The organism is Xanthomonas sp. 1678 (assembly GCF_031455575.1).
Lineage (GTDB): Bacteria > Pseudomonadota > Gammaproteobacteria > Xanthomonadales > Xanthomonadaceae > Xanthomonas_A.
In genome coordinates, this window is record NZ_JAVDSZ010000011.1 from 140,247 (window position 1) to 162,497 (window position 22,251).

Consider the following 22,251-nt stretch of genomic DNA (forward strand, 5'->3'; position numbering starts at 1 on the left):
GCAAATCCCGGCTCATCACCAATGCACCCCCCGCATCAAAGCGGCGAACGCGATCTGCTCCTGGCTCGGCTTGGCTTCGCGCAGCGCCTTGCGGTCGCCCTTGGCCGCGGCCGAGTCGGGGAACAGTTCGAAGGCAGTGTTCATCACCACTTCGTAGGCCTTCGGCGCGACCGCGTTGACCAGCGCGGCGAAGATGCCCAGGCGCGTGGCCACCCGGCTCGGGCGCTCGATGATCGCCTTGACCATCAGGTCCGCGGCCTCGTCCACGCTCAGCGTGGGCACGCTGTCGTACATCTTGGTCGGCGCGATCATCGGCGTCTTCACCAGCGGCATGTTGACCGTGGTGAAGCTGATGCCCTTGCCGGACAGTTCGCCCTGCGCGCAGCGGCTCCACGCGTCCAGCGCCGCCTTCGACGCCACGTAGGCGGAGAAACGCGGCGAATTGGCCAGCACGCCGATCGAGCTGACGTTGATGATGTGGCCCTTGCGCCGCCCGGTCATGCCCGGCAACACGCCCATGATCAGGCGCAGGCTGCCGAAGTAGTTCAGCTGCATGGTGCGCTCGAAATCGTGGAAGCGGTCGTAGCTGAGCTCGATCGAGCGGCGGATCGAGCGGCCGGCGTTGTTGATCAGCACGTCGACGTGGCCGTGCGCCTCCAGCACGGTCTTGAGCAGCGCGTCGCAGCCGGCCAGGTCGGAAAGATCGGCGGTATAGGCGAACACCTTGCCGCCCTTGGCGTTCATCGCATCGCGTGCGGCGAACAGCTCCTGCTCGCCGCGGGCGACGATGATCGTGGTGGCGCCGGCCTCGGCCACGCGCTGCGCGGTGGCCAGGCCGATGCCGGAGGACCCGCCGGTGATCAGCACCACCTTGCCGCGCACCTTGCCCTTGAGCGTGCGGTCGACGAACAGGTCCGGATCCAGGTGCCGTTCCCAGTGGTCCCACAGGCGCCAGGCGTAGTCTTCCAGCCGCGGCACGGCGATGCCGCTGCCCTTGAGCGCACGCTCGGTCTCGCGGCTGTCGAAGCGCGTGGGATAGGTGATGAACTTCAGCACCTCGCGCGGGATGCGGAAATCGCGCAGCAGCATGCCGGTGAAGCGGCGGATCGGCGGCAGGCCGCCGAGCGCGGCGCGGATGCCCGACGGCACGAACGCGAACATCCGCGCGTCCACCCGCAAGGTCATCTCCGGCGCGTGGCCGGCGCGGCAGAACACGTTGAGCACCTCGCCCACGCGCAACGGCTCAGGATCGGTGAGGTGGAAGGTGTGACCGTCGAGCTTGGGCTTGTGCGCGATGTGGTCCATCGCGTCGGCGACGAAATCCACCGGCACCAGGTTGATGCGCCCGCCTTCGATGCCGAGCATCGGCGCCCACGGCGGCAGCAGCTGGCGCAGCTTCTTGATCAGCGGGAAGAAGTAATACGGCCCGTCGATCTTGTCGATCGCGCCCGTGCGCGAATCGCCGACCACCATGCCGGGACGGTAGATGCGCCACTTGATCCGGGTTTCCGCGCGCACCAGCGCCTCGGCGTCGTGCTTGGTGCGCAGGTAGGGATCGTCCAGGCCTTCGGCCTCTTCGAACATGTCCTCGCGGAAGATGCCCGGATACAGCCCGGCCACCGCGATCGAGCTGGTGTGGTGGAAGATGCCGGCATCGAGTTGCGCGGCCAGTTCCAGCGCGTTGCGGGTGCCGTCGAGATTGGCCACGCGCTGCGCCTCGGCCTTGGCGGTGAGGTCGTACAGCGCGGCCAGATGGAAGAAGTGCTTGACCTTGCCGCGCAGCGCCTGCCGCTGCGCCTCGTCCAGGCCGCAGCACTCGGCGCCGACATCGCCATGCAGCACCACCAGGCGCTTGGCGTCCCAGCCCTGCTCGCGCACCAGCGCATCGAACTTGCGTTGCGACTCCTTGCGGACCAGGACGTGGATGAGGCCTTTGCGCCGCATCAGGTTGGCCATCAGATAACGGCCGATGAAACCGGTGGCGCCCGTAACGAAATACGTCATGCCGAACCATCCCTCGTTCTGCGGCCGTGGCCCCTCGCCGCGTCCGTCCTGGACGCTAACTTGCCAGAGTGCGGCAGGCAGGACAAACGCACGCTGCGGCGCGAGCGTGCGGCGGCGCAGCATCGGACGCGGCCGACGCGGCCGACGCAGCCGATCAACGCCGCGCCGCCGGGCTCAGCGCGCGCCCGGCGAGAACCGCGCGACCAGGTCGTAGGTGTCGCCGAGGAACACCTGGCGCACGAAGGTGACGGCCTGTTCGCCGCGCCAGGTCTGGCGGTCGATCAGCAGGCAGGCGGTGCCGGCCGCGACCTGCAAGCGCGCCGCCTGCGCGGGGTTGGCGCCGACCGCGCTGATGCGGTGTTCGGCACGGGTCCACGGCACGTGCTGCAGCAGCCAGCTGCCGGGCACGGTCACCGCGAAATCCATCTGCAGCGCTTCCGGCACCGCCACCGGATTGATCACCCGCTCCTCCAGCGCGAACGGGCGCCCGTCGGCGAAATGCAGGCAGTGCAGCGACAGCAGCGTGCCGGCGGCAGCGACCTCGGCCTCCTGCGGCAGCTCGGAACGCGGCGCGCGCTGGCGCCGCTCGAGCAGTTCGAAACGGTAGGCGTGGCCGCGCGCGGCGACCTCGACCGGAATGTCTGGGATCTCCAGCGCCACCTGTTCCATGTGCGGATGCGGCCGCGCCACGAACGAGCCGGCGCGGCGCCGGCGCTCGATCATGCCGGCGTCGGCGAGCATCGCCAGCACCTTGTTGACCGTCATCCGCGAGCAGGCGTACTGCGCCATCAGTTCGTGTTCGAACGGGATGCGATGGCCCGGCGGCCATTCGCCGCTGCGGATGCGGCCTTCGATGTCGCTGCGGATGCGGTGGTTGAGCGTCGCCGCGGGCCGGGGCTGGCTCATCGGCGCGCCTGCGCTGCGGCGCGCAGCGGACGGCGCCGGATCATGCGTCCAACAGCGCGGTCAGCGCCCGCGCGTAGGCCGCGGCGACCGCGTCGCGGCGATGATGGCGGCCATCGCGCACCAGCGCGCGGCCGTTGCGCCAGACCGAACGCACCGCACCGCGCCGCGCGGCGAAGATCCAGCTGTCGAGCAAGGCATCGCCGTTGCGCGCGCACAGCGCCGGGTGCGCGGGATCCAGTTCGACCAGGTCGGCCGGCGCGCCCACGCGCAGGCCCTGCTCCACGCCCAACGCCTGCGCGGCGCCCTGCGCCGCGGACTGGAACAGGAAGCGGCCGCTGGAAGCCGCGGCGTCGCCGGCGAGCACGTTGCGCCCGCGCAGCTGCAGGCGCTGGCCGTATTCGAGCAGGCGCAGTTCCTCGGCCGCATCGATCAACACGTTGGAATCGGAGCCGACGCCGAAGCGCCCGCCGGCATCGACGAACGCACGCATCGGGAACAGTCCGTCGCCGAGGTTGGCCTCGGTGATCGGGCACAGGCCGACCACCGCGCCGCTGGCGGCGATCGCCTGCACTTCGCCGGCATCGACATGGGTGGCATGGACCAGGCACCAGCGCGCATCCACCGGCGCGTGCGCGAGCAGCCACTGCACTGGCCGATGCCCGCTCCAGGCCAGGCAGGCGTCGACCTCGCGGGTCTGCTCGGCGATGTGGATGTGCACCGGGCCGTCGCACAGCGGCAGCAGCGCGGCCAGTTCGTCCGGGGTGACCGCGCGCAGGCTGTGCGGGGCGATGCCGAGCACCGCGTCGTCGAGGCTGCGCAAGGCGCGGCGGCTGCCGGCCAGCAGGTCGGCATAGCCGTCCACGTCGTGGATCAGCCGCCGCTGCGCCGGGTTCGGCGCGGCGCCGCCGAAGTCCGCATGCGCGTAGAACACCGGCAGCAGGCTCAAACCGATGCCGCTGGTCTGCGCCGCGGCAACCAGGCGCTGCGCCATCTCGGCGCGGTCGGCATACGGCCGGCCGTCGGCGGCGTGGTGCAGGTAGTGGAATTCGCCGACGCGGGTGAAGCCGGCCTCGAGCATCTCCACGTAGGCCTGCTCGGCGATGGCCTGCATGCTGTCCGGATCCAGCCGCTGCACGAAGCGGTACATCAGCTCGCGCCAGCTCCAGAAGCTGTCGCCGCTGCGGCCGCCAAGCTCGGTCAGCCCGGCCATGCCGCGCTGGAAGGCGTGGCTGTGCAGGTTGCCCAGCCCGGGCACGGCGATCGCCAGCGTCGAGTCGCCTGGCACCGCGGCCACGCCGGCCTGCACCGCAGCGATGCGCCCGCCGCGGACCTCGATCCGCACGTCGCGCGCCCAGCCTTCCGGCAACAGCGCCTGTGCGCACCAGAAACCGCTCGCCTGCCCGTTCCCGCCCACCTGTTGCTGCGCCAGGGTCTGCACTGGACACCCTCCGTCGACCACAATATTGTATATACAAAATAACCGACGAGCCTGCCCGTGACCATGCCCTGCGACACGCTCTGGCACAACGCCCACCTGATGACGCTGGATGCCGAAGACGGCGGCCTGGGGCTGGTCCGCGACGGCGTGGTCGCCTGCCGCGATGGCCGCATCGTCTACGCCGGCGCCGCCGCGGCGCTGCCGGCACCGCTGGCCGCGCTGCACAGCGTCGACTGCGGCGGGCGCTGGATCGGCCCCGGCCTGATCGACTGCCATACCCATCTGGTCTACGCCGGCAACCGCGCCGGCGAGTTCGAACAGCGCCTGCTCGGCGCCAGCTACGCCGACATCGCCCGCGCCGGCGGCGGCATCGTCTCGACCGTGCGCGCCACCCGCGCCGCCGACGAGACCGCGCTGCTCGCCGCCAGCCTGCCGCGGCTGGACGCGCTGCTGGCCGAGGGCGTGACCACGGTGGAGATCAAGTCCGGCTACGGGCTGACCCTGGACGACGAACTGCGCCTGCTGCGCGTGGCGCGGCGGCTGGGCGAACTGCGCCCGGTGGCGGTGGCGCCCACCTTCCTCGGTGCGCACGCGGTGCCGCCCGGCGTCGACGCGCAGGCCTACATCGACGAGGTCTGCGAACGGATGATTCCCGCAGTCGCCGCGCAGGGCCTGGCCGAGGCGGTGGACGTGTTCTGCGAGCACCTGGCCTTCAGCCCGGCGCAGACCGAGCAGGTGTTCCAGGCCGCGCAACGGCATGGCCTGGCGCTGAAGATCCATGCCGAACAGTTGTCCAACCAGGGCGGCGCGGCGCTGGCGGCGCGCTACGGCGCGCTCTCGGCCGACCACGTCGAATACCTGGACGACGCCGGCGTCGCCGCGATGGCCGCCGCCGGTACCGTGGCGGTGCTGCTGCCGGGCGCGTTCTATTTCACCCGCGACACGCAGCTGCCGCCGATCGCCGCGCTGCGCGACGCCGGCGTGCCGCGCGCGCTGGCCACCGACTGCAATCCCGGCACCTCGCCGCTGACCAGCCCGCTGCTGGCGATGAACCTGGCGGCGACGCTGTTCCGCATGACCGTGGCCGAATGCATCGCCGGCTTCACCCGCGAGGCGGCGCGCGCGCTGGGACGCCAAGCGCAGGTCGGCCGGCTGCGCGCCGGCTTGCAATGCGACCTGGCGATCTGGGACATCGAACAACCGGCCGAACTGGTCTACCGCATGGGCTTCAACCCGCTGCATGCGCGCATCTGGAGGGGACAATGAACGACCACGAGATCCTGCTGCGCCCCGGCGCGGTGAGCCTGGCGCAATGGCGCGACGTGTACCGCGGCGCCGGCGTGCGCCTGGACCCCGGCTGCGCCGAGGCGGTGCTGCGCAGCGCGCAGACGGTGGAGGCGATCGTCGCCAAGGGCGCGCCGGTGTACGGCATCAACACCGGCTTCGGCAAGCTGGCCAGCGTGCGCATCGAGCGCGAGGACCTGGACACCTTGCAGCGCAATATCGTGCTGTCGCACGCGGCCGGGGTCGGCGAGCCGATGCCGGCGCCGGTGGTGCGGCTGATGATGGCGCTGAAGCTGGCCAGCCTGGCGCAGGGCGCCTCCGGCGTGCGCCCGTCCACGCTGGCCCTGCTGGAAGCGCTGCTGCGCCACGACGTGGTGCCGGTGGTGCCGTGCCAGGGCTCGGTCGGCGCGTCCGGCGACCTGGCGCCGTTGGCGCATCTGGCCACGGTGATGATCGGCGTCGGCGAGGCCTTCGTCGGCGGACGGCGCCTGCCGGCGCACGAGGCGCTGGCGCAGGCCGGGTTGCAGCCACTGGCGCTGGGCGCGAAGGAAGGCCTGGCGCTGCTCAACGGCACCCAGTATTCCACCGCCTACGCGTTGGCCGGGCTGTTCGAGATCGAGCGCGTGTTCCATGCCGCGCTGGTCGCCGGCGCGCTGTCGACCGAAGCGGCGAAGGGCTCCGATACCCCGTTCGATCCGCGCATCCACGCCTTGCGCGGCCAGCACGGGCAGATCGCCACCGCCGCGGCGCTGCGCGCGCTGATGCAGGGCTCGGCGATCCGCGACTCGCATCGCGACAACGACGTGCGCGTGCAGGATCCGTACTGCCTGCGCTGCCAGCCGCAGGTGATGGGCGCGGCGCTGGACGTGATGCGCCAGGCCGCGACCACGCTGGCGATCGAGGCCAACGGCGTGTCCGACAATCCGCTGGTGTTCAGCGACACCGGCGAGGCCCTGTCCGGCGGCAACTTCCACGCCGAACCGGTGGCCTTCGCCGCCGACATGCTGGCGCTGGCGGTGTGCGAGATCGGCTCGATCAGCGAGCGCCGCGTGGCCATGCTGGTGGATCCGGCGCTGTCCGGGCTGCCGGCGTTCCTGACCCCGAAGCCGGGGCTCAACTCCGGCTTCATGATTCCGCAGGTCACCGCCGCGGCGCTGGTGTCGGAGAACAAGCAGCGCGCCTACCCGGCCAGCGTCGATTCGATTCCGACCTCGGCCAACCAGGAAGACCACGTGTCGATGGCCGCGCACGGCGCGCGGCGCCTGCTGGCGATGGCCGAGAACGCGGCCAACGTGGTCGGCATCGAGCTGCTCGCCGCCGCGCAGGGCTGCGACTTCCATGCGCCGCTGACCTCCAGCGCCGCGTTGGAAGCGGCGCGCGCGCTGCTGCGCGCGCAGGTGCCGGCGCTGCAGGACGACCGCTACTTCCATCCGGACATGCTCGCCGCCACGGCGCTGGTGCGCGATGGCGCGCTGGCGGGCGCGGTCGATGTGTCCCTGCCCGATGCAACGTCCGGATCATGACCCCTTGTAGGAGCGGCTCTTGTCCCCTTTTCGGGATCAGCCGCGACCAGCCGTCACCAGTGACATCCGGTCGCGGCTGAAGCCGCTCCTACAAAAGAAGCAAAGCGAGGCCTCGCATGACATCCCTGCCCGACTGGCTCAGCGTCCACCGCGGCGATGCGCCGCTGATCGTCAGCTTCCCGCATACCGGCACCGAGCTGCCGGATGGGTTGGCCGCGCGTTTCGTGTCCCCCTGGCTAGCCCGCCGCGACGCGGACTGGTGGGTGCACGAGCTGTACGCGTTCGCCGGCGACATGGGCGCCACCACGCTGCGCTCTGCGGTGTCGCGCTCGGTGATCGATCTCAACCGCGACCCGAGCGGCGCCTCGCTGTACCCGGGCCAGAACACCACCGGCCTGTGCCCGCTGACCACCTTCGACAACCAGCCGCTGTACCGCGACGGCGAGCGCCCGGACGCGGCCGAGATCGCTCGCCGCCGCGACACCTGGTTCGCGCCCTACCACGCCGCGCTGGCCGCGGAGATCGCCCGCCTGCGCGCGATCCACCGCACCGTGGTGGTGTACGACGCGCACTCGATCCGCTCGCATATCCCGCACCTGTTCGACGGCGAGCTGCCGCAGTTCAACATCGGCAGCGCCGGCCGGTCCGGTGCGCCCGATACCAGCTGCGACCCCGCGCTCGCCGATGCGGTCGAGCGGCTGTGCGCGGCGAGCGGCATGGGCTATGTGCGCAACGGACGCTTCAAGGGCGGCTACATCACCCGCCACTACAGCGATGTTCCCGGCGGCGTGCACACGCTGCAGATGGAACTGGCCTGCCGCGGCTACATGCACGAACCCGAGCACGTGAACGAGCGCACCTGGCCCACGCCGCTGGACCCCGACCACGCCGCACCGCTGCGCCGCACGCTGCAGCAGGTGCTCGCGTCCTGCCTTGAATTCGCCCACTCCCGGAGCGCCGCATGACCCGCCTCGACACCACCCGCACGATCCACGCGTCCACCGGCAGTACCCTCAGTTGCAAGAGCTGGCTGACCGAGGCGCCGCTGCGCATGCTGATGAACAACCTGGATCCCGACGTGGCCGAACGCCCGCAGGAACTGGTGGTGTACGGCGGCATCGGCCGCGCCGCGCGCGACTGGGAATCCTTCGATGCGATCGTGGCCGCGCTCAGGCGCCTGGACGACGACCAGACCCTGCTGGTGCAGTCCGGCAAGCCGGTCGGCGTGTTCCGCACCCACGCCGATGCGCCGCGCGTGCTGATCGCCAATTCCAACCTGGTGCCGCGCTGGGCCACCTGGGACCACTTCAACGAACTGGACAAGAAAGGCCTGGCCATGTACGGCCAGATGACCGCCGGCAGCTGGATCTACATCGGCGCGCAGGGCATCGTCCAGGGCACCTATGAAACCTTCGTCGAGATGGGTCGCCAGCACTACGCCGGCAGCCTGGCCGGCAAGTGGCTGTTCACCGGCGGCCTCGGCGGCATGGGCGGCGCGCAGCCGCTGGCCGCGGTGATGGCCGGCGCCTCGTGCCTGGCGGTGGAATGCCGCAAGAGCAGCATCGAGATGCGCCTGCGCACCGGCTATCTCGACACATGGACCGACGACCTGGACGAAGCGCTGCGCCTGATCGAGGCATCGTGCACGGCGAAGAAGCCGCTGTCGGTGGGCCTGCTCGGCAATGTCGCCGACGTACTGGACGAACTGCTGGTCCGTGGGGTCAAGCCGGACCTGCTGACCGACCAGACCTCCGCGCACGACCCGGTCAACGGCTACCTGCCGCAGGGCTGGAGCGTCGAAGAGTGGGACGAAAAGCGCGCGAGCGCGCCTAAGGAAGTCGAAGCCGCCGCGCGCGACTCGATGGCCAACCACATCCGCGCCATGCTCGCCTTCCACGCGCTGGGCGTGCCGACCGTGGACTACGGCAACAACCTGCGGCAGATGGCGCTGGAAGAAGGCGTCGAGAACGCCTTCGACTTCCCCGGCTTCGTGCCCGCCTACATCCGCCCGCTGTTCTGCCGCGGCATCGGCCCGTTCCGCTGGGCGGCGCTGAGCGGCGATCCGGAGGACATCGCCAAGACCGACGCCAAGGTCAAGGAACTGATCCCGGACAACCCGCATCTGCACCGCTGGCTGGACATGGCCGCCGAGAAGATCAAGTTCCAGGGCCTGCCGGCGCGGATCTGCTGGGTCGGCCTGGGCGATCGCGACCGGCTGGGCCTGGCCTTCAACGAGATGGTCGCCAACGGCGAGCTGAAGGCGCCGGTGGTGATCGGCCGCGACCACCTGGATTCGGGCAGCGTCGCCTCGCCCAACCGCGAGACCGAAGCGATGGCCGACGGCTCCGACGCGGTCTCCGACTGGCCGCTGCTCAACGCCCTGCTCAACACCGCCAGCGGCGCCACCTGGGTCTCGCTGCACCATGGCGGCGGCGTCGGCATGGGCTTCTCCCAGCACGCCGGCATGGTCATCGTCTGCGACGGCACCGAGGCGGCGGCCAAGCGCATCGCCCGCGTGCTGTGGAACGACCCGGCCACCGGCGTGATGCGGCACGCGGACGCCGGCTACCCGATCGCGCTCGACTGCGCGAAGGAAAAGGGACTGGATCTGCCTGGCATCCTGGGCTGAGCCGCGCCAAGGCCGCTCGCGCCGTCCGGAGCCAGGCAGCGCCTGGCCCCCGGGCGCCCCAACGATCGCTAGCCCGGCGCGCTTCGCGACGGGCGCCAGTCGCGAAGCGCGACCGCGGTTGCTTGCCGTTACACCTGGATCCCCTACAATCCGGCCACGATGTAAGCGGGTCTGCGTTGGCCGGGTGCGCGCCAACGCGTCGACGTTGATCGACTCATGAAATAACGCTATGCCTTCTGGCCGCGCGCCGCTCGAGGCAGCGTGCGGGCGCGGGGCATGGATGCGATTGACTCGCCATTGTCACGGAGATGCCCTCGATGGGTCAGGAACAACGGATCGATTCGCTCACCGGCATCCGCGGCATGGCCGCGCTGCTGGTGGTCTATGCGCACCTGGCGGAGGAGCATTTCTTCGCGATCAGCCCGCTGCACCCCGGCGAGATGGGGGTCATGGTGTTCTTCACCCTCAGCGGCTTCCTGATGGCGTTCCTCTACGGCGAAAAGCCGTTCGACTACACCGCTGTGGCGCGCTACGGCATCTCCCGCTTCTCGCGCATCGCCCCCGCCTACCTCACGGTGGTGATCGCGTCGTACCTGATCTACAACCTGGTCGACTCCAACTTCGTCTACGCGATCACCCATCGCAACCTCGCCCGCCACCTGCTGTTCTCCGGCAATGTCTCGGCCCTGTGGAGCATTCCGCCCGAAGTGCAGTTCTACGTGGTCTTCGTCGGCTTGTGGGCGGCGCTGTGGTCGCTCGGCAGCCGCGGCAATGCGGCGCTGCTGATCGTGGCGCTGGTCGCCGTGTTCGCCCTGATGACCCAACGCGCGGCACTACCGGGCACCTTCGTCGGCTCCAAGATCCATTACTTCTTCACCGGCGTGCTGTTCGGCCTGCTGCGCAGCCGGGTCGCCGCGGGCGTCGGCCTGAGATCCCTGGGCGCCATGCAGGCGCTGACGTTGGCCGCGATCGGCCTGGTGGTGGCCGGCGTGATCGACATCGACCTCGGCACCAAGCGCGAGCTGTATCTGGGCCTGGAACCGGCGCTGTTCGCCGGCGTCTTCGTATTCCTGTTCTCGTTCGACACCGGCCTGAGCACGCGCCTGTTCGGCAACCGGTTCATCACCATGTGCGGCGAATGCAGCTTCTCCATGTACCTGCTGAACATTCCGCTGATCTACGCGGCGATGGCATTGCTCGGCGACGACGTCCGCCCTAGCCCATGGCTGGCGGTGCCGGTCACCGCGGCGATCCTGGTGGCGGCCTGGGCGATGTACCGGCTGGTCGAGATGCCGGGCAACACGCTGCTGCGCGGCCTGGGCACGCGCCTGCTGCTGCCCAAGCGCCCTGCCGCGGCCGTGGCCGCGGTCACGCCCGGGCTGGCGGTACCGCTGGCGGCGGACGCGACCGGCGGCGATCCGACCTAGGCCTGCGCTGCGGCGCGTGCTGCAGCGCCCGCGGTGCTTCCGCCGGCACGAACCCGGCTGGCATGAACCCGGCATGCGAAACGACCTGTGGCGGGACGTGCGCGACCGCCTCCGCATGGCAGACAGAGCCGCGGGCTGAGACCACGGCGCGTGACGCGTCGGACGCCTACTGTAAACTTCCCGCCCCCGATGCCAGTTGACAGGCCGAGCCGGCGACGCCGCTCGGGCAGGCATCACCTTCCTGCTCTTCGTTTGGCTTGCCTGGTCCTGTTGCGGACGCCGCAACACGCGGCTCGGCCGGAGCGGGCAGCCGAGCGAGCATCCAACGAAAGATAGTGCTTGCCCATGTTCGTTCTGCCTCCCCGCCGGCTTTCCCACGGTTCTACACAGCTTTCCCTGCGTTCCATCGCCGTCCTGGGCGGCCTCGCCACCATCGCGCCCGCCACCGCGTCCGAGCAGGCGACCACCCTCGACACCGTCGAGGTCACCGCGACCGATGCCGGCGACCGCGCACGCGCGGCGCTGCGGCGCGTTCCCGGCGCCGGCAACGTCATCGACATGACCGACCTCAGCCAAGGCCGCCTGGCCGGCAGCGCCGACGTGCTGGCCTATCAGCCCGGCATCAACGCGCAATCGCCGGGCAACGAGGGCGTCAAGGTGTCGATCCGCGGTTCGGGCATCAACCGTGCGCCAGGCGCGCATGCCTCCGGCCTGTCGGTGTCGCTGGACGGATTGCCGCTGACCGGCCCCGGCGGCACGCCCTACGAATTGCTGGAGCCATCGTGGCTGAGCCGGGTCGAGGTCCTGCGCGGGGCCAACGGCTTCGAGCGCGGCGCGCTGGCGCTGGGCGGCGCGATCGACTACGTCAGCCGCAGCGGCCGCGATGCGCCCAGCCTGGAACTGCAGTACGAAGGCGGCAGCCATGGCTACCGCAAGCGCAGCGCCGGCATCGGCGGGGTGCGCGGCGCGCTCGACTACTACCTCGCCTACACCGACACCGCGTACGACGGCTACCAGGCGCATGCCGCCGGCGACGGCCGCGGCGCGATGGCCAATGTCGGCTGGCAGGTGACCCCCGCGCTACAGACCCGCTGGTTCCTGCGCTACCGCGAGACCGAGCACGACACGCCCGGCCGGCTGACCCGCGCGCAGATCCGCCACCGCCCGCGCGACGCCAACCCGGCCAACCTGGCGATCGACGCGCGCCGTCCGCAGCCGGGCAGCACCTGGATCGGCAACAGCACCACGCTGCAGCTGGACGAACACTCCACGCTGCAGGCCGGGCTGGTCTACCACAAGTACCCGATGGACTTGAACGAGAGCCTGTACCGGCAGCAGCTGGACTACGCCGACCTCAACGGCACGCTGGACTATCGCCACCGCCATGCGCTGTTCGGCCACGACAGCGTCAGCCGCGTCGGCCTGCGTGTCGCCCACGACCTGCGCGCCGACGTGCGCGAAACGCTGCGCTTTGTCAGCAACGGCTACCCGGCCGGCACGCACACGCGCGACTTCCGGCATCGCGGCAGCAACAGCGTGCTGCACCTGGGCAACGACCTGGCGCTGAGCGACGCGCTGCGCGTGCAGACCGGCCTGGCCCTGGTGTACACCCGCAGCCAGGTGCGGGTGACCTGGCCGACCACCGGCGAGGGCTTGTCCCGGCGCGATTGGGACTACGCCCCGCGCCTGGGCTTCACCTGGCAGGCCAGCCCGCACCTGCAGTGGTTCGGCAACCTGAGCCGCTCGGTGGAACCGGCGCATCCGTGGTCGATGCTCTGGGGGTCCAACAAGTACTTCGCTGCCGGCAACGGCGCCGCCAGCGGCCGCCAGCGCGCCGCGGTGCCATTGCGGAACCAGACCGCGGCCACGCTGGAACTGGGTGCGCGCGGTGATGGCGCGTTCGGCCGCTGGGAGCTGACCGGCTACTACGCCCAGGTTCGCCACGAACTGCTGAGCGTGGAACTGCAGCCCGCGCCCAACCTGCTGGTCGCCGAATCCAACGCCAGCCCCACCGTGCATCGCGGCCTCGAGGGCGGGTTGGACAGCACGCTCTGGCAGGGCGCGGCCGGCCGGCTGGCGCTGCGCCAGGCCTATACCTTCAGCGACTTCCGCTACCGCGACGATGCGCGCTTCGGCGACAACCGCCTGCCCGGCCTGCCGCGCCACTACTACCAGGCCGAACTGCGCTACGCGCATGGCGCCGGCGCGTACGCCGCGCTCAGCACCGAGTACGCCTCGAAGATGGCGGTGGACTACGCCAACAGCGTCTATGCCGACAGCCACCTGATCGTCGGCAGCCGCCTCGGCTACGACGCCCCCGGCGGCCGCTGGCAGGGCTGGCTGGAGCTGCGCAACCTCGGCGACCGCCACTACGCGGCCACGGTGACGCCCGGCTACGACGACGCCGGCAGGGACGCCGCGCGCTCCACGCCCGGCGAGGGGTTCGGCGTATATGCCGGAGCGCGCTGGCGCTTCGAGTAGGCCGGGCGTTTCGGCGAGCACCGCGGAGCGCGCGCAGGACCAACGCGGTCACGCCTCGCCACACCCGGGCTCAAGTTCGCGCGCCTGGCGCCGACAAAGGATGCAACGTTTCGAGGAGCCTTCATGGGCATCCTGATCTACCTGACTCCCGCCATCGCGCTCTGGGCGCTCACCGCCAGCGTGCTGGCCTGGATTTTCTTCGGGCGCCTGCGTCGCGAACAGCAGCAGCAGGCCAGTGCGCAGGACAGCCTGGCGCGCCATCAAGCCGCGCTGTCGCAGATGAAGGCGCGTGCGGCGGTCAGCGCGCGGGAGCTGGAGACGCTGCAGCAGGCCTACGCCAGCCTGCGGCAGACGCTGGAACTGCAGACGCAGGAACAGGCGCCGGCGCAGGACACCGTGGAGCGGCCGCCGGTGCCGATCCTGGTGATGGAACGCCTGGACATCGCCACCGAGGTCGGCACGCTGCTCGCGCACGTGGCGCGGGTGGCCAGGAGCATCCGCCGCTACAGCGCCTACAGCCGCGGCCACAACGCGCCTGAACTGAGCAGCGCGCGCTACGACCTGCATTGGCTCTCCGACTGCCTGCACAGCCTCGACCAAATCGGCCATGCCTTGGCCACGGGCAATGTGGACACGCTGACCGCCGCCTGCACCGAACTGCTGTCGATGTACGAGCAGTACCTCAAGGACGGCTCCGGCTACAACAGCCGCGACACGTTCCAGCGCCTGAGCAGCCACGTCCCGCTCGCCGACGTGACCGACGCCATCCGCTCGATCGCGGCCAAGGCGTCGCTGGCGCGGCAGGCGCAGACGCAGATGCTGGCCAGCGCGCAGGCGCCGGCAACGTCGCTCGCCTGACGCGCGCGCGCCGCGAAGGCGCGCGACCCTGACGCCAGCGGGGCGTGGCCCGCAGCGAACGCAAGCAGGCAGGCCGATCGCATCGCGACGGCCGCCGCGCCGGCCGCGCCCGCGTTGACCGGGCCGGTCGCCCGTGCTGTGATGCGTCCCGATCCGGGCGGGAGCAGCGACATGGCAGACATCAAGGCGGCCTTCGAGAAAGCGGCCAAGGACATCAAGCAACGCGAGGAGCGTCCCGACAACGACACCTTGCTGCGCCTGTACGCGCTGTACAAACAGGGCGCGGAAGGCGACGTCGCCGGCGCCAAGCCGGGCTTCTTCGACTTCGTCGGCACCGCCAAGTACGAGGCCTGGGCCAAGCTCAAGGGCATGCCGCAGGCCGAGGCGCAGAAGAAGTACGTGGACCTGGTGAAGAAGCTGCTGGCCTGATGGCGCGCGACACCCGCCGGCGCATCCTCGACACCGCCCTGGCGATGTTCAACGCGCAGGGCGAGCCGCACGTCACCACCAACCACATCGCCGACGAGCTGGAGATCAGCCCCGGCAACCTGTACTACCACTTCCGCAACAAGGACGACATCATCGAGCACCTGTTCGCGCGCTACGAGGAGCGCATGGACGCGGCGCTGGAGCTGCCGAGCGCGCGCCTGCCCGGGCTGGAGGACATCTGGCTGCAACTGCACCTGGTGTTCGAGTGCATCTGGGACTACCGCTTCCTGTACCGCGACCTGATTGAGATCCTCAGCCGCAGCCGGCGCCTGCGCCTGCGTTTCGCGCGCATCCTGCGCCGCGCCGACGACAGCACCCAGGCGGTGTTCCAGGGACTGGCGCAGGCCGGCGCGATGCGCGCCACCGCGCAGGAACTGGGCGGCATCGCCACCAACGTGCTGGTGGTGGCCACGTTCTGGCTCAACTACGCCGCCGCGCGCGGCGAGAAGGACGAGCAACTGGCGATCCGCCACGGCATCGTGCAGGTGATGCTGCTGATCAGCCCGTTCCTGCGCGAGGCCGAACGCACCCATCTGGCCACGTTGATGCAGGCCTATCTGGACTGAGCGCGGGACGCACGGCCGGCTGCGGTTGGCATCGAGCGCCGTTCGCTGCGCCACCCTGGCGACAACAGCGGTGATCGGGACTCGCTCCCGTTTGTCCGCGCATCGCGCGCCCCTGGGTGCATATGCAGGCGATGCAGCGATGTGACGCCGGACGGGCAGACCGCATCGATCGCGAGCGACGGCACTCGCTAGCGATCACGCGCAAAGCGCTCGGTTCCGGCGCAGGCGCGACTAAGATCAAGGAGCAGATCGAGCAGGCACGGGCCGAACTGGAAGCGGCGCATCGGCGCCAGGACTACGCCAAGGTGAGCCGGGACTGTCGTCGATGGCGCGCGCCATCGAAGGTTGGTCCCCGTCGCGACGAACTGGACCGATGCGTCTGCGCAACGTAGCAACGCAGCACCACGGCACCGTCTGCCTCGCGCACCGCGTCCACCGATTCGCCAAGCGCCGCCGGCATCGGCTAGGCTTGCCGCCCTGCCCTCGCCATCGCCCGGAACCCGTGTGAGAACCGTCGTCGCCACCCGCTACGTGACCCCACTGCGCGAAGGCGGCTCGCTGCCGGCGGTGGTCGAGGCCGACGACGACGGCCTGTACGTGCTGAAGTTCCGCGGCGCCGGGCAAGGCCCGAAGGCGCTGATCGCCGAACTGCTCGGCGGCGAACTGGCGCGCGCGCTCGGCCTGCCGATGCCGGAACTGGTGTTCGCGCTGCTCGACCGCGAGTTCGCGCGCACCGAGCCGGATCCGGAAATCCAGGACCTGATCCGCGCCAGCGAGGGCCTGAACCTGGCGCTGGACTACCTGCCCGGCGCGATCAACTACGACCCGGCGGCATTGCGCCCGGATCCGGCGCTGGCCTCGGCGATCGTCTGGTTCGACGCGTACGTGACCAACGTCGACCGCACCGCGCGCAACACCAACCTGATGGTCTGGCACGGCAAGCTGATGCTGATCGACCATGGCGCGGCGCTGTACTTCCACCACGACTGGGAGCATGCCGGCAACGCCTGCGCCTCGGCGTTCGCGCGCATCCGCGACCACGTGCTGCTGCCCTACGCCAGCGCCATCGCCCAGGCCGACGCGGAACTCGCGCCGCGGCTGACCGATGCGGTCATCGATGCGATCGTGGCGCGGATCCCGGACGCCTGGCTGCAGGCCGAGGCCTGCTTCGACGACCTGGACGCGCATCGCCAGGCCTATGCCGACTACCTGAAACGGCGGCTCGCGCTGCGCGCCGCGTTCGTCGAGGAGGCGCTCCGTGCTCACGCCGCACACCTATGACTACGCGGTCATCCGCGTGGTGCCGCGGGTGGAGCGCGAGGAATTCGTCAACGTCGGGGTGATCGTGTCCTGCCCGACCTCCAAATTGCTGCAGGCGGCGATCGAACTGCAGCCGGCGCGGTTGCATGCGCTGGACCCGACCCTGGACATCGAACGCCTGCGGCCCTACCTCGATGCGATCCCGGCGATCTGCCGCGGCGATGCCGACGCCGGCCCGATCGCGCTGCTGCCGCCGCGCGCACGCTTCCACTGGCTGACCGCGCGGCGCAGCTCGGTGATCCAGATGTCGTCGGCGCATGTCGGCCGCACCGCGCAGCCCGAGCGCGTGCTCGAGCACCTGCTCGAGCGCATGGTGCGGACGCCGCGCTAGGACGGTCGAAGCGGCATTTTGATGTCCGTTGTAGGAGCGACTTCAGTCGCGACAGGCGTTCCCGGGAACGCCCCGTCGCGACTGAAGTCGCTCCCACAGGGATATCCAGCGATCCCATGATCCCGCACAGGCCAGGCGCCTTCTCGCAAAGCGGATCCTGCTGCCAGACCACCGCCTCGTCGCGTCGCCGCCGCCTTCCGCCAGGTCAAGGCCGACGGCGGCTCCTTGCGATTGCGCCGCCGTCCTCGCCTCACCGCGCATCCGGATGTGCGCGGAGAAACAGCCGCGGTGCGGCCTGTTGATGCCACAGGCCACGACCGACACCGGAAAACCCGACGCGCTACCGTCGCCGCTTGCCGCCGCTGCTGCGGCTACTGCGAACGCGCGCTGCGCTTGGTGGCCGCGCCACGCGGGCGCCGCGCAACGGCGGTCTTCTTCACCGCCCGCTTGGCGGTCTTGGGCGTGGCGGCACGCTTGCGCGGCGCAGCGTGTGGCGCGGGTTGCAGGCCGAGCTTGACCAGTACCGGCTGCAGCCGCGCCTCGACCTCGGCGCTCAACGGCTGCACCTGGCCACGCAGCGCCGCGGCGCCCTCGCGCACGCTGGCTTCGGCGCCGTCGGCCAGCTGCGCCACCAGCGCCTTGAGAGTATTCGCGCCGACCGCGGCATCGGCCGCGGCGGCCAGCGCACGCTTGCGGGTCAGCGACACCAGGCCCAGGCCGGCCAGCCACAGATGCCGCGGCGCCAGCGTGTCGGAACGGTGTGCGGAGGTGGAACGCTTCTTCGTCGCCATCGCAGGTCTCCCGGGTGCCGACAGCGGCACCGATGCGACGCATGCTGGCGGCAGCGGCTTGAGCAAACACACTATCCGCAGTGCAGCTTGCCAGGCGGCCATGGCGGCGCCATGCTCGGCGCGACTACAGGGAGGCCACGCATGGCAGCAAAACCGACCGCATGGGCGCCGTTTCCGCACGACGCCAAGGCCTACGCCTACCCGGGCGAGGCGTTGAAGAAGGCCTGGCCGAAGCTGCACGCCGGCGACTGCGAACCGTACCCGGATCCGGCGCGCGCGCAGGCGCTGATCGACGCCGCCGGCAAGGCCGGAAAAGGCCACGACGCACAGACGCTGTCGGCGGCCCTGATCGAGGCCTGGCGCGCCTTCCACCAGGGCCAGTTCCAGCAGGCCTACACCGCCGGGCAGGCGCTGGGCGTGTTCGGCGCCTCGGTCGCGGTCAAGGCGCTCGGCATCCACGCCGGCTATCTGGTCGAGGACGAGAAGGAACAACTGCAGCGCCTGCAGCAGGCCGCGACGCTGGCCGAAGCGGCGATCGCCGCGCTGCCGGACGAAGCCAACAGCCACTATCGCCACGCCTTCGCGCTGGGCCGCTACAGCCAGGGGCTGAGCATCGTCAAGGCGCTCAAGCAGGGCATCGCTGGCAAGGTGCGGCAATCGCTGGAGACCACGCTGGAATTGCAGCCCAAGCACGCCGAGGCGCACATGGCGCTGGCGCTGTACCACGCCGAGATCATCGGCAAGGTCGGCGCGATGATCGGCGGACTGACCTACGGCGCCAAGGCCGCGACCGCCGAGCAGCACATCCAGCAGGCACTGAAGCTGGCGCCGGACACGCCGATCGCGCATGTTGAACACGCCAACGTGCTGTTGCTGCTGCACGGCGACAAGCGCGAGGACGCGGCCGCCGGCGCATTCGAGAAGGCAGCCAAGCTCAAGCCGCGCGATGCGATGGAAGCGCTGGACGCGGCATTCGCGCGCGAGCAGTTGGAGTAGCGCGACACCGGAGATCCGCCACCGCGGTTCGCGTGTGGGTACACCTGTGGGAGCGACTTCAGTCGCGACGGGCGCTATCGGTAAAGCCCGTCGCGACTGAAGTCGCTCCCACAACGCTATCGGTTACCGTGAATATCCGATCGGAACGCTGCAACGGCGCACACCGAGTCGCGCTTTCCATGCGCTTCGACACAGCGGAGTAGCGCGGCACCGGAGATGGACCGCCGCCGTTCGCGTGCAGGTACATCTGTAGGAGCGGCTTCAGTCGCGACAGGCACTACTTCCCCGCCACACATGGCACGCCGCGCATCGCGACACGAGCTGCGCGGCGGCGGGACCGACCCCGCACGCCGCGCACACTGCCTTGGCGCCGGTTACGACGTCGGCAACGCATAGGCGATCACGTAGTCGCCCTTCTTGGTCTCCATGAAGTGGTGGCCGGCGGCCACGATCACCAGGTATTCGCGGCCGTCGACCGCATAGAGCATCGGCGTGGCCTGGCCGCCGGCCGGCAGCTTGGCCTCCCAGACGCGCTTGCCGGTGGTCAGGTCGATCGCGCGGATCATGTCGTCGGTGGTGGCGGCGATGAAGATCAGGCCGCTGGCGCTGACCACCGCGCCGCCGTTGTTCGGCGTGCCGATCTCGATCGGCAGGCCGGAGTGGATGCCGAACGGGCCATTGCCGCGGGCGCTGCCCAGCGGGCGGTCCCACAGGGTCTTGCCGCTGGCCAGGTCGATCGCGCGGATGCCGCCGTACGGCGGTTGCTTGCACAGCAGGCCGGTGAACGGCAGGCGCCAGCCGGCGTTGACGTTGATCGCGTACGGCGTTCCCGCCTGCGGATCGCCGGCGCCTTCCGCACCGCCGGCGTCGCCGCGCACCTGGTCGCGCGGCGCCCAGCCGAGCTTGTCGGCCTTGGCCCGCGGCACCAGCCGGTTGTAGTTCGGCATGTCGTTGTAGTTGGCCACGATCACCCCGCGCTGCGGATCCACCGCCACGCTGCCCCAGTCCGAGCCGCCGTTGTAACCGGGATATTCGATCGAGTGGCGATCGGCCTCCGGCGGGGTGTAGATGCCCTTGTAGCTGGCGCTGCGGAACTGGATGCGGCACACCAGCTGGTCGATCGGGGTGATGCCCCACATGTCGCGCTCGGTCAGGTCCGGCTTGCGCAGCGAGTGGTACAGCGAGAACGGCTGGGTCTTGGCGCGGCGCTGCGGTTCGACGCCGCCGCCGGGCACCGGGCGCTCCTCGGCCCCGACCAGCGGCTGGCCGTTGCGCCGGTCGAGCACGTAGATCTCGCCCTGCTTGCTCGGCAGGATCACCGCCGGCACCTTGCCGCCGCCGTGCGGGAAATCCACCAGCGTCGGCTGCGAGCCCAGGTCGTAGTCCCAGACGTCGATGTGCGTGGTCTGGAAGTTCCACACCGGCTTGCCGGTGGTGACGTCCAGCGCCACCAGCGAGGTCGCGTACTTGTCCTCGGGCGCGGTGCGCGAGCTGCTCCAGTAGTCGGCCGTCGAGTTGCCCATCGGCAGGTAGACGTAGCCGAGTTGTTCGTCGCCGGCCGCGGACGTCCACATGTTCGGCGTGCCGCGGGTCCAGCTCTGCCCCGGCGGCGGTGCGCCGTTCCATTGCGGATGGGTCATGTCCCAGGCCCAGCGCAGCTCGCCGGTCACCGCATCGAAGCCCTGGATCACGCCCGACGGTTCGTAGCGCTGCTGCCCGTCCAGCACCTGGTGGCCGGTGACGACCACGCCGCGGACGATGGTCGGCGGCGAATTGATCGACACGTAGCCCGGCGGCGTGTCGCCCATGCCGGCGGTGATGTCGACCTGGCCATGCGTGCCGAAGTCCTCGCACGGCTTGCCGCTGGCGGCGTCGACCGCGATCAGGCGGCCATCCAGGGTGCCTTCGATGATGCGGCGACGGCAGGCGCGCTGGTCGGCGGTCAGCGCGACCGGCGCCGCCGTACCGTCTGGCGCGTTCGCCGCGTCCGGCACCTCGTAGTAGCTGACCCCGCGGCAGGCGGCGGTGTACGGAATCGACTTGTCCGCGACCTTCGGATCGTAGCGCCAGCGCTGCCGCCCGTTGCGCGCGTCCAACGCGATCAGCTGGTTGCGCGCGGTGCACAGATATAGGCTGTCGCCGATCTTCAGCGGCGTGGTTTCCGCGCCCCAGCGCTTGGCCGGCAGGTCGCCGGTGCGGAAGGTCCAGGCGGTCTGCAGCTGGGCCACGTTGCCGGGGGTGATCTGGCGCAGCGGGCTGTAGCGGCTGCCGGCGTTGTCGCGGCCGTAGGCGGCCCAGTCGGCGTCGGCCGGCGCCTCGGCCGGCTGCGCGCCGGCACGCGGTGTGGTGACCGCCGCCGCCATGCCGGCGGCGTGCGCGAGCAGGCCGTCGGCCTCGGTCACGCCGTACGGCACGAAGGCCAGGGCGAAGGCGACCACGAACACCAGCGCCAGCGCGCCGGCCAGGGCGCGCGACACGCCGCGCGAGACCGGGCGGTCCAGCCGCGGCAGCAGCAGCGCCAGCAGCAGGCCCAGGAACACCATCAGGCCTATGCGCGGCACCCAGCGCCAATAGTCGGCGCCGGATTCCCACCCCGCCCACAGCAGCGACAGCACGAAGGTCGCCGCGAACCACGCTGCGCCGCTGCGTCGGCCGCGCGCCAGCAGCACGCCCGACAGCAGCAGGCCGAGCCCGCCGACCAGGTAATACCAGGAGCCGCCCAGCGCCAGCAGCCACGCGCCGCCGGCGGCCAGCGTCAGGCCGATCAGCGCGCAGGCGCCGCCCAGGAGCCGTAGCGGCCAACTGCCGCGATGCTCCGTTCGATCAAGATTGTTCATTGCCGTTCCTCGCAGGAAAAACCGCCGCGCGGAGCATCCGCTGCGGCCGGGGCGCGATGCGCCGCGCACCGTTATCCCAAGCCGGCGGTGAACGGAGCGCGTTCTATCGCCGTGGGCGATGGCACGTACTGTTGCTATGCAGTGCTTGCGTAGCAGCTGGTCCCAGCTCCCCTTCTCCCGCTGGGAGAAGGTGCCCCGAAGGGGCGGATGAGGGTGCGGGCGAAGCAGCGTGCAGTCGGGCAGCGCGAGGCTTCGCGCCGTACCCTCATCCCAACCCCTCTCCCGGGGGAGAGGGGCTTTGGTTCCGCTGCGTGCTTTTCATCGTGCGCGCCGCGGCGATGTCTGCGACATGGCATGCGCGCCCACATTGC

At 70.6% G+C, this 22,251-nt stretch carries 17 protein-coding genes; 12 read left to right on the plus strand and 5 right to left on the minus strand.

The features are described 5' to 3' along the window. Positions 1-15: 15 nt before the first annotated feature. The 3 genes from J2Y70_RS18245 to J2Y70_RS18255 all read right to left on the minus strand — a co-directional run bounded on the left by J2Y70_RS18245 (position 16) and on the right by J2Y70_RS18255 (position 4,348). The gene (locus J2Y70_RS18245) at positions 16-2,004 is read right to left on the minus strand and encodes an SDR family oxidoreductase (protein WP_263394698.1); all 1,989 of its coding nucleotides are present in this window, start codon (positions 2,002-2,004) and stop codon (positions 16-18) included. A 174-nt stretch (positions 2,005-2,178) separates the two neighbouring features. Beyond that, positions 2,179-2,910 (minus strand): histidine utilization repressor, encoded by a 732-nt coding sequence (gene hutC / locus J2Y70_RS18250; protein WP_263394699.1) that lies wholly within the window; start codon positions 2,908-2,910, stop codon positions 2,179-2,181. A 40-nt stretch (positions 2,911-2,950) separates the two neighbouring features. Then, the gene (locus J2Y70_RS18255; RefSeq protein WP_309920712.1) at positions 2,951-4,348 is read right to left on the minus strand and encodes a formimidoylglutamate deiminase; all 1,398 of its coding nucleotides are present in this window, start codon (positions 4,346-4,348) and stop codon (positions 2,951-2,953) included. A gap of 63 nt (positions 4,349-4,411) precedes the next feature. Between J2Y70_RS18255 and hutI the strand changes: the two genes are divergently transcribed. From hutI to J2Y70_RS18310, 11 genes are all read left to right on the plus strand, one after another. Beyond that, the gene (gene hutI / locus J2Y70_RS18260; protein WP_309920794.1) at positions 4,412-5,614 is read left to right on the plus strand and encodes an imidazolonepropionase; all 1,203 of its coding nucleotides are present in this window, start codon (positions 4,412-4,414) and stop codon (positions 5,612-5,614) included. Further along, complete coding sequence (gene hutH / locus J2Y70_RS18265) at positions 5,611-7,155, plus strand: histidine ammonia-lyase (RefSeq protein WP_309920716.1); 1,545 nt, start codon at positions 5,611-5,613, stop codon at positions 7,153-7,155. Before hutI ends, hutH begins: the two co-directional genes overlap by 4 nt. Positions 7,156-7,271: 116 nt before the next feature. Further along, on the plus strand, positions 7,272-8,120 hold the full coding sequence (gene hutG, locus J2Y70_RS18270; RefSeq protein ID WP_309920720.1) for an N-formylglutamate deformylase: 849 nt from the start codon (positions 7,272-7,274) through the stop codon (positions 8,118-8,120). Then, positions 8,117-9,784, plus strand: coding sequence for a urocanate hydratase (hutU, locus tag J2Y70_RS18275; protein ID WP_309920724.1), 1,668 nt, complete (start codon positions 8,117-8,119; stop codon positions 9,782-9,784). Before hutG ends, hutU begins: the two co-directional genes overlap by 4 nt. Positions 9,785-10,101: 317 nt before the next feature. Next, entirely contained in the window at positions 10,102-11,211 is a 1,110-nt protein-coding gene (locus tag J2Y70_RS18280) for an acyltransferase (RefSeq protein ID WP_309920727.1), read from the plus strand. 345 nt (positions 11,212-11,556) lie between these two features. Beyond that, positions 11,557-13,692, plus strand: coding sequence for a TonB-dependent receptor (locus J2Y70_RS18285; RefSeq protein ID WP_309920730.1), 2,136 nt, complete (start codon positions 11,557-11,559; stop codon positions 13,690-13,692). Between the two features lie 123 nt (positions 13,693-13,815). Beyond that, entirely contained in the window at positions 13,816-14,550 is a 735-nt protein-coding gene (locus tag J2Y70_RS18290) for a hypothetical protein (protein ID WP_309920733.1), read from the plus strand. Positions 14,551-14,721: 171 nt separating this feature from the next. Next, complete coding sequence (locus J2Y70_RS18295) at positions 14,722-14,979, plus strand: acyl-CoA-binding protein (RefSeq protein WP_184410100.1); 258 nt, start codon at positions 14,722-14,724, stop codon at positions 14,977-14,979. After that, entirely contained in the window at positions 14,979-15,605 is a 627-nt protein-coding gene (locus tag J2Y70_RS18300; protein WP_185816253.1) for a TetR/AcrR family transcriptional regulator, read from the plus strand. Before J2Y70_RS18295 ends, J2Y70_RS18300 begins: the two co-directional genes overlap by 1 nt. Positions 15,606-16,109: 504 nt before the next feature. Next, entirely contained in the window at positions 16,110-16,886 is a 777-nt protein-coding gene (locus J2Y70_RS18305) for a HipA family kinase (RefSeq protein ID WP_263394708.1), read from the plus strand. Further along, positions 16,864-17,256 carry a DUF3037 domain-containing protein gene (locus J2Y70_RS18310; protein ID WP_309920740.1) on the plus strand — a complete coding sequence of 131 codons (393 nt, stop codon included), beginning with the start codon at positions 16,864-16,866 and terminating at the stop codon, positions 17,254-17,256. The genes J2Y70_RS18305 and J2Y70_RS18310 overlap by 23 nt, the downstream gene beginning before the upstream one ends. Positions 17,257-17,627: 371 nt before the next feature. On the opposite strand, the gene J2Y70_RS18315 is transcribed toward J2Y70_RS18310, so the two are convergent. Continuing rightward, positions 17,628-18,047, minus strand: a complete 420-nt coding sequence (locus J2Y70_RS18315; RefSeq protein ID WP_309920742.1) for a hypothetical protein — start codon at positions 18,045-18,047, stop codon at positions 17,628-17,630. A 141-nt stretch (positions 18,048-18,188) separates the two neighbouring features. Here J2Y70_RS18315 and J2Y70_RS18320 point away from each other — a divergent pair, with 141 nt between their 5' ends. Further along, complete coding sequence (locus J2Y70_RS18320) at positions 18,189-19,043, plus strand: hypothetical protein (protein WP_309920744.1); 855 nt, start codon at positions 18,189-18,191, stop codon at positions 19,041-19,043. 374 nt (positions 19,044-19,417) lie between these two features. Here J2Y70_RS18320 and J2Y70_RS18325 read toward each other — a convergent pair whose 3' ends face one another. Then, on the minus strand, positions 19,418-21,880 hold the full coding sequence (locus J2Y70_RS18325) for a membrane-bound PQQ-dependent dehydrogenase, glucose/quinate/shikimate family (protein WP_309920747.1): 2,463 nt from the start codon (positions 21,878-21,880) through the stop codon (positions 19,418-19,420). Positions 21,881-22,251: the final 371 nt, after the last annotated feature.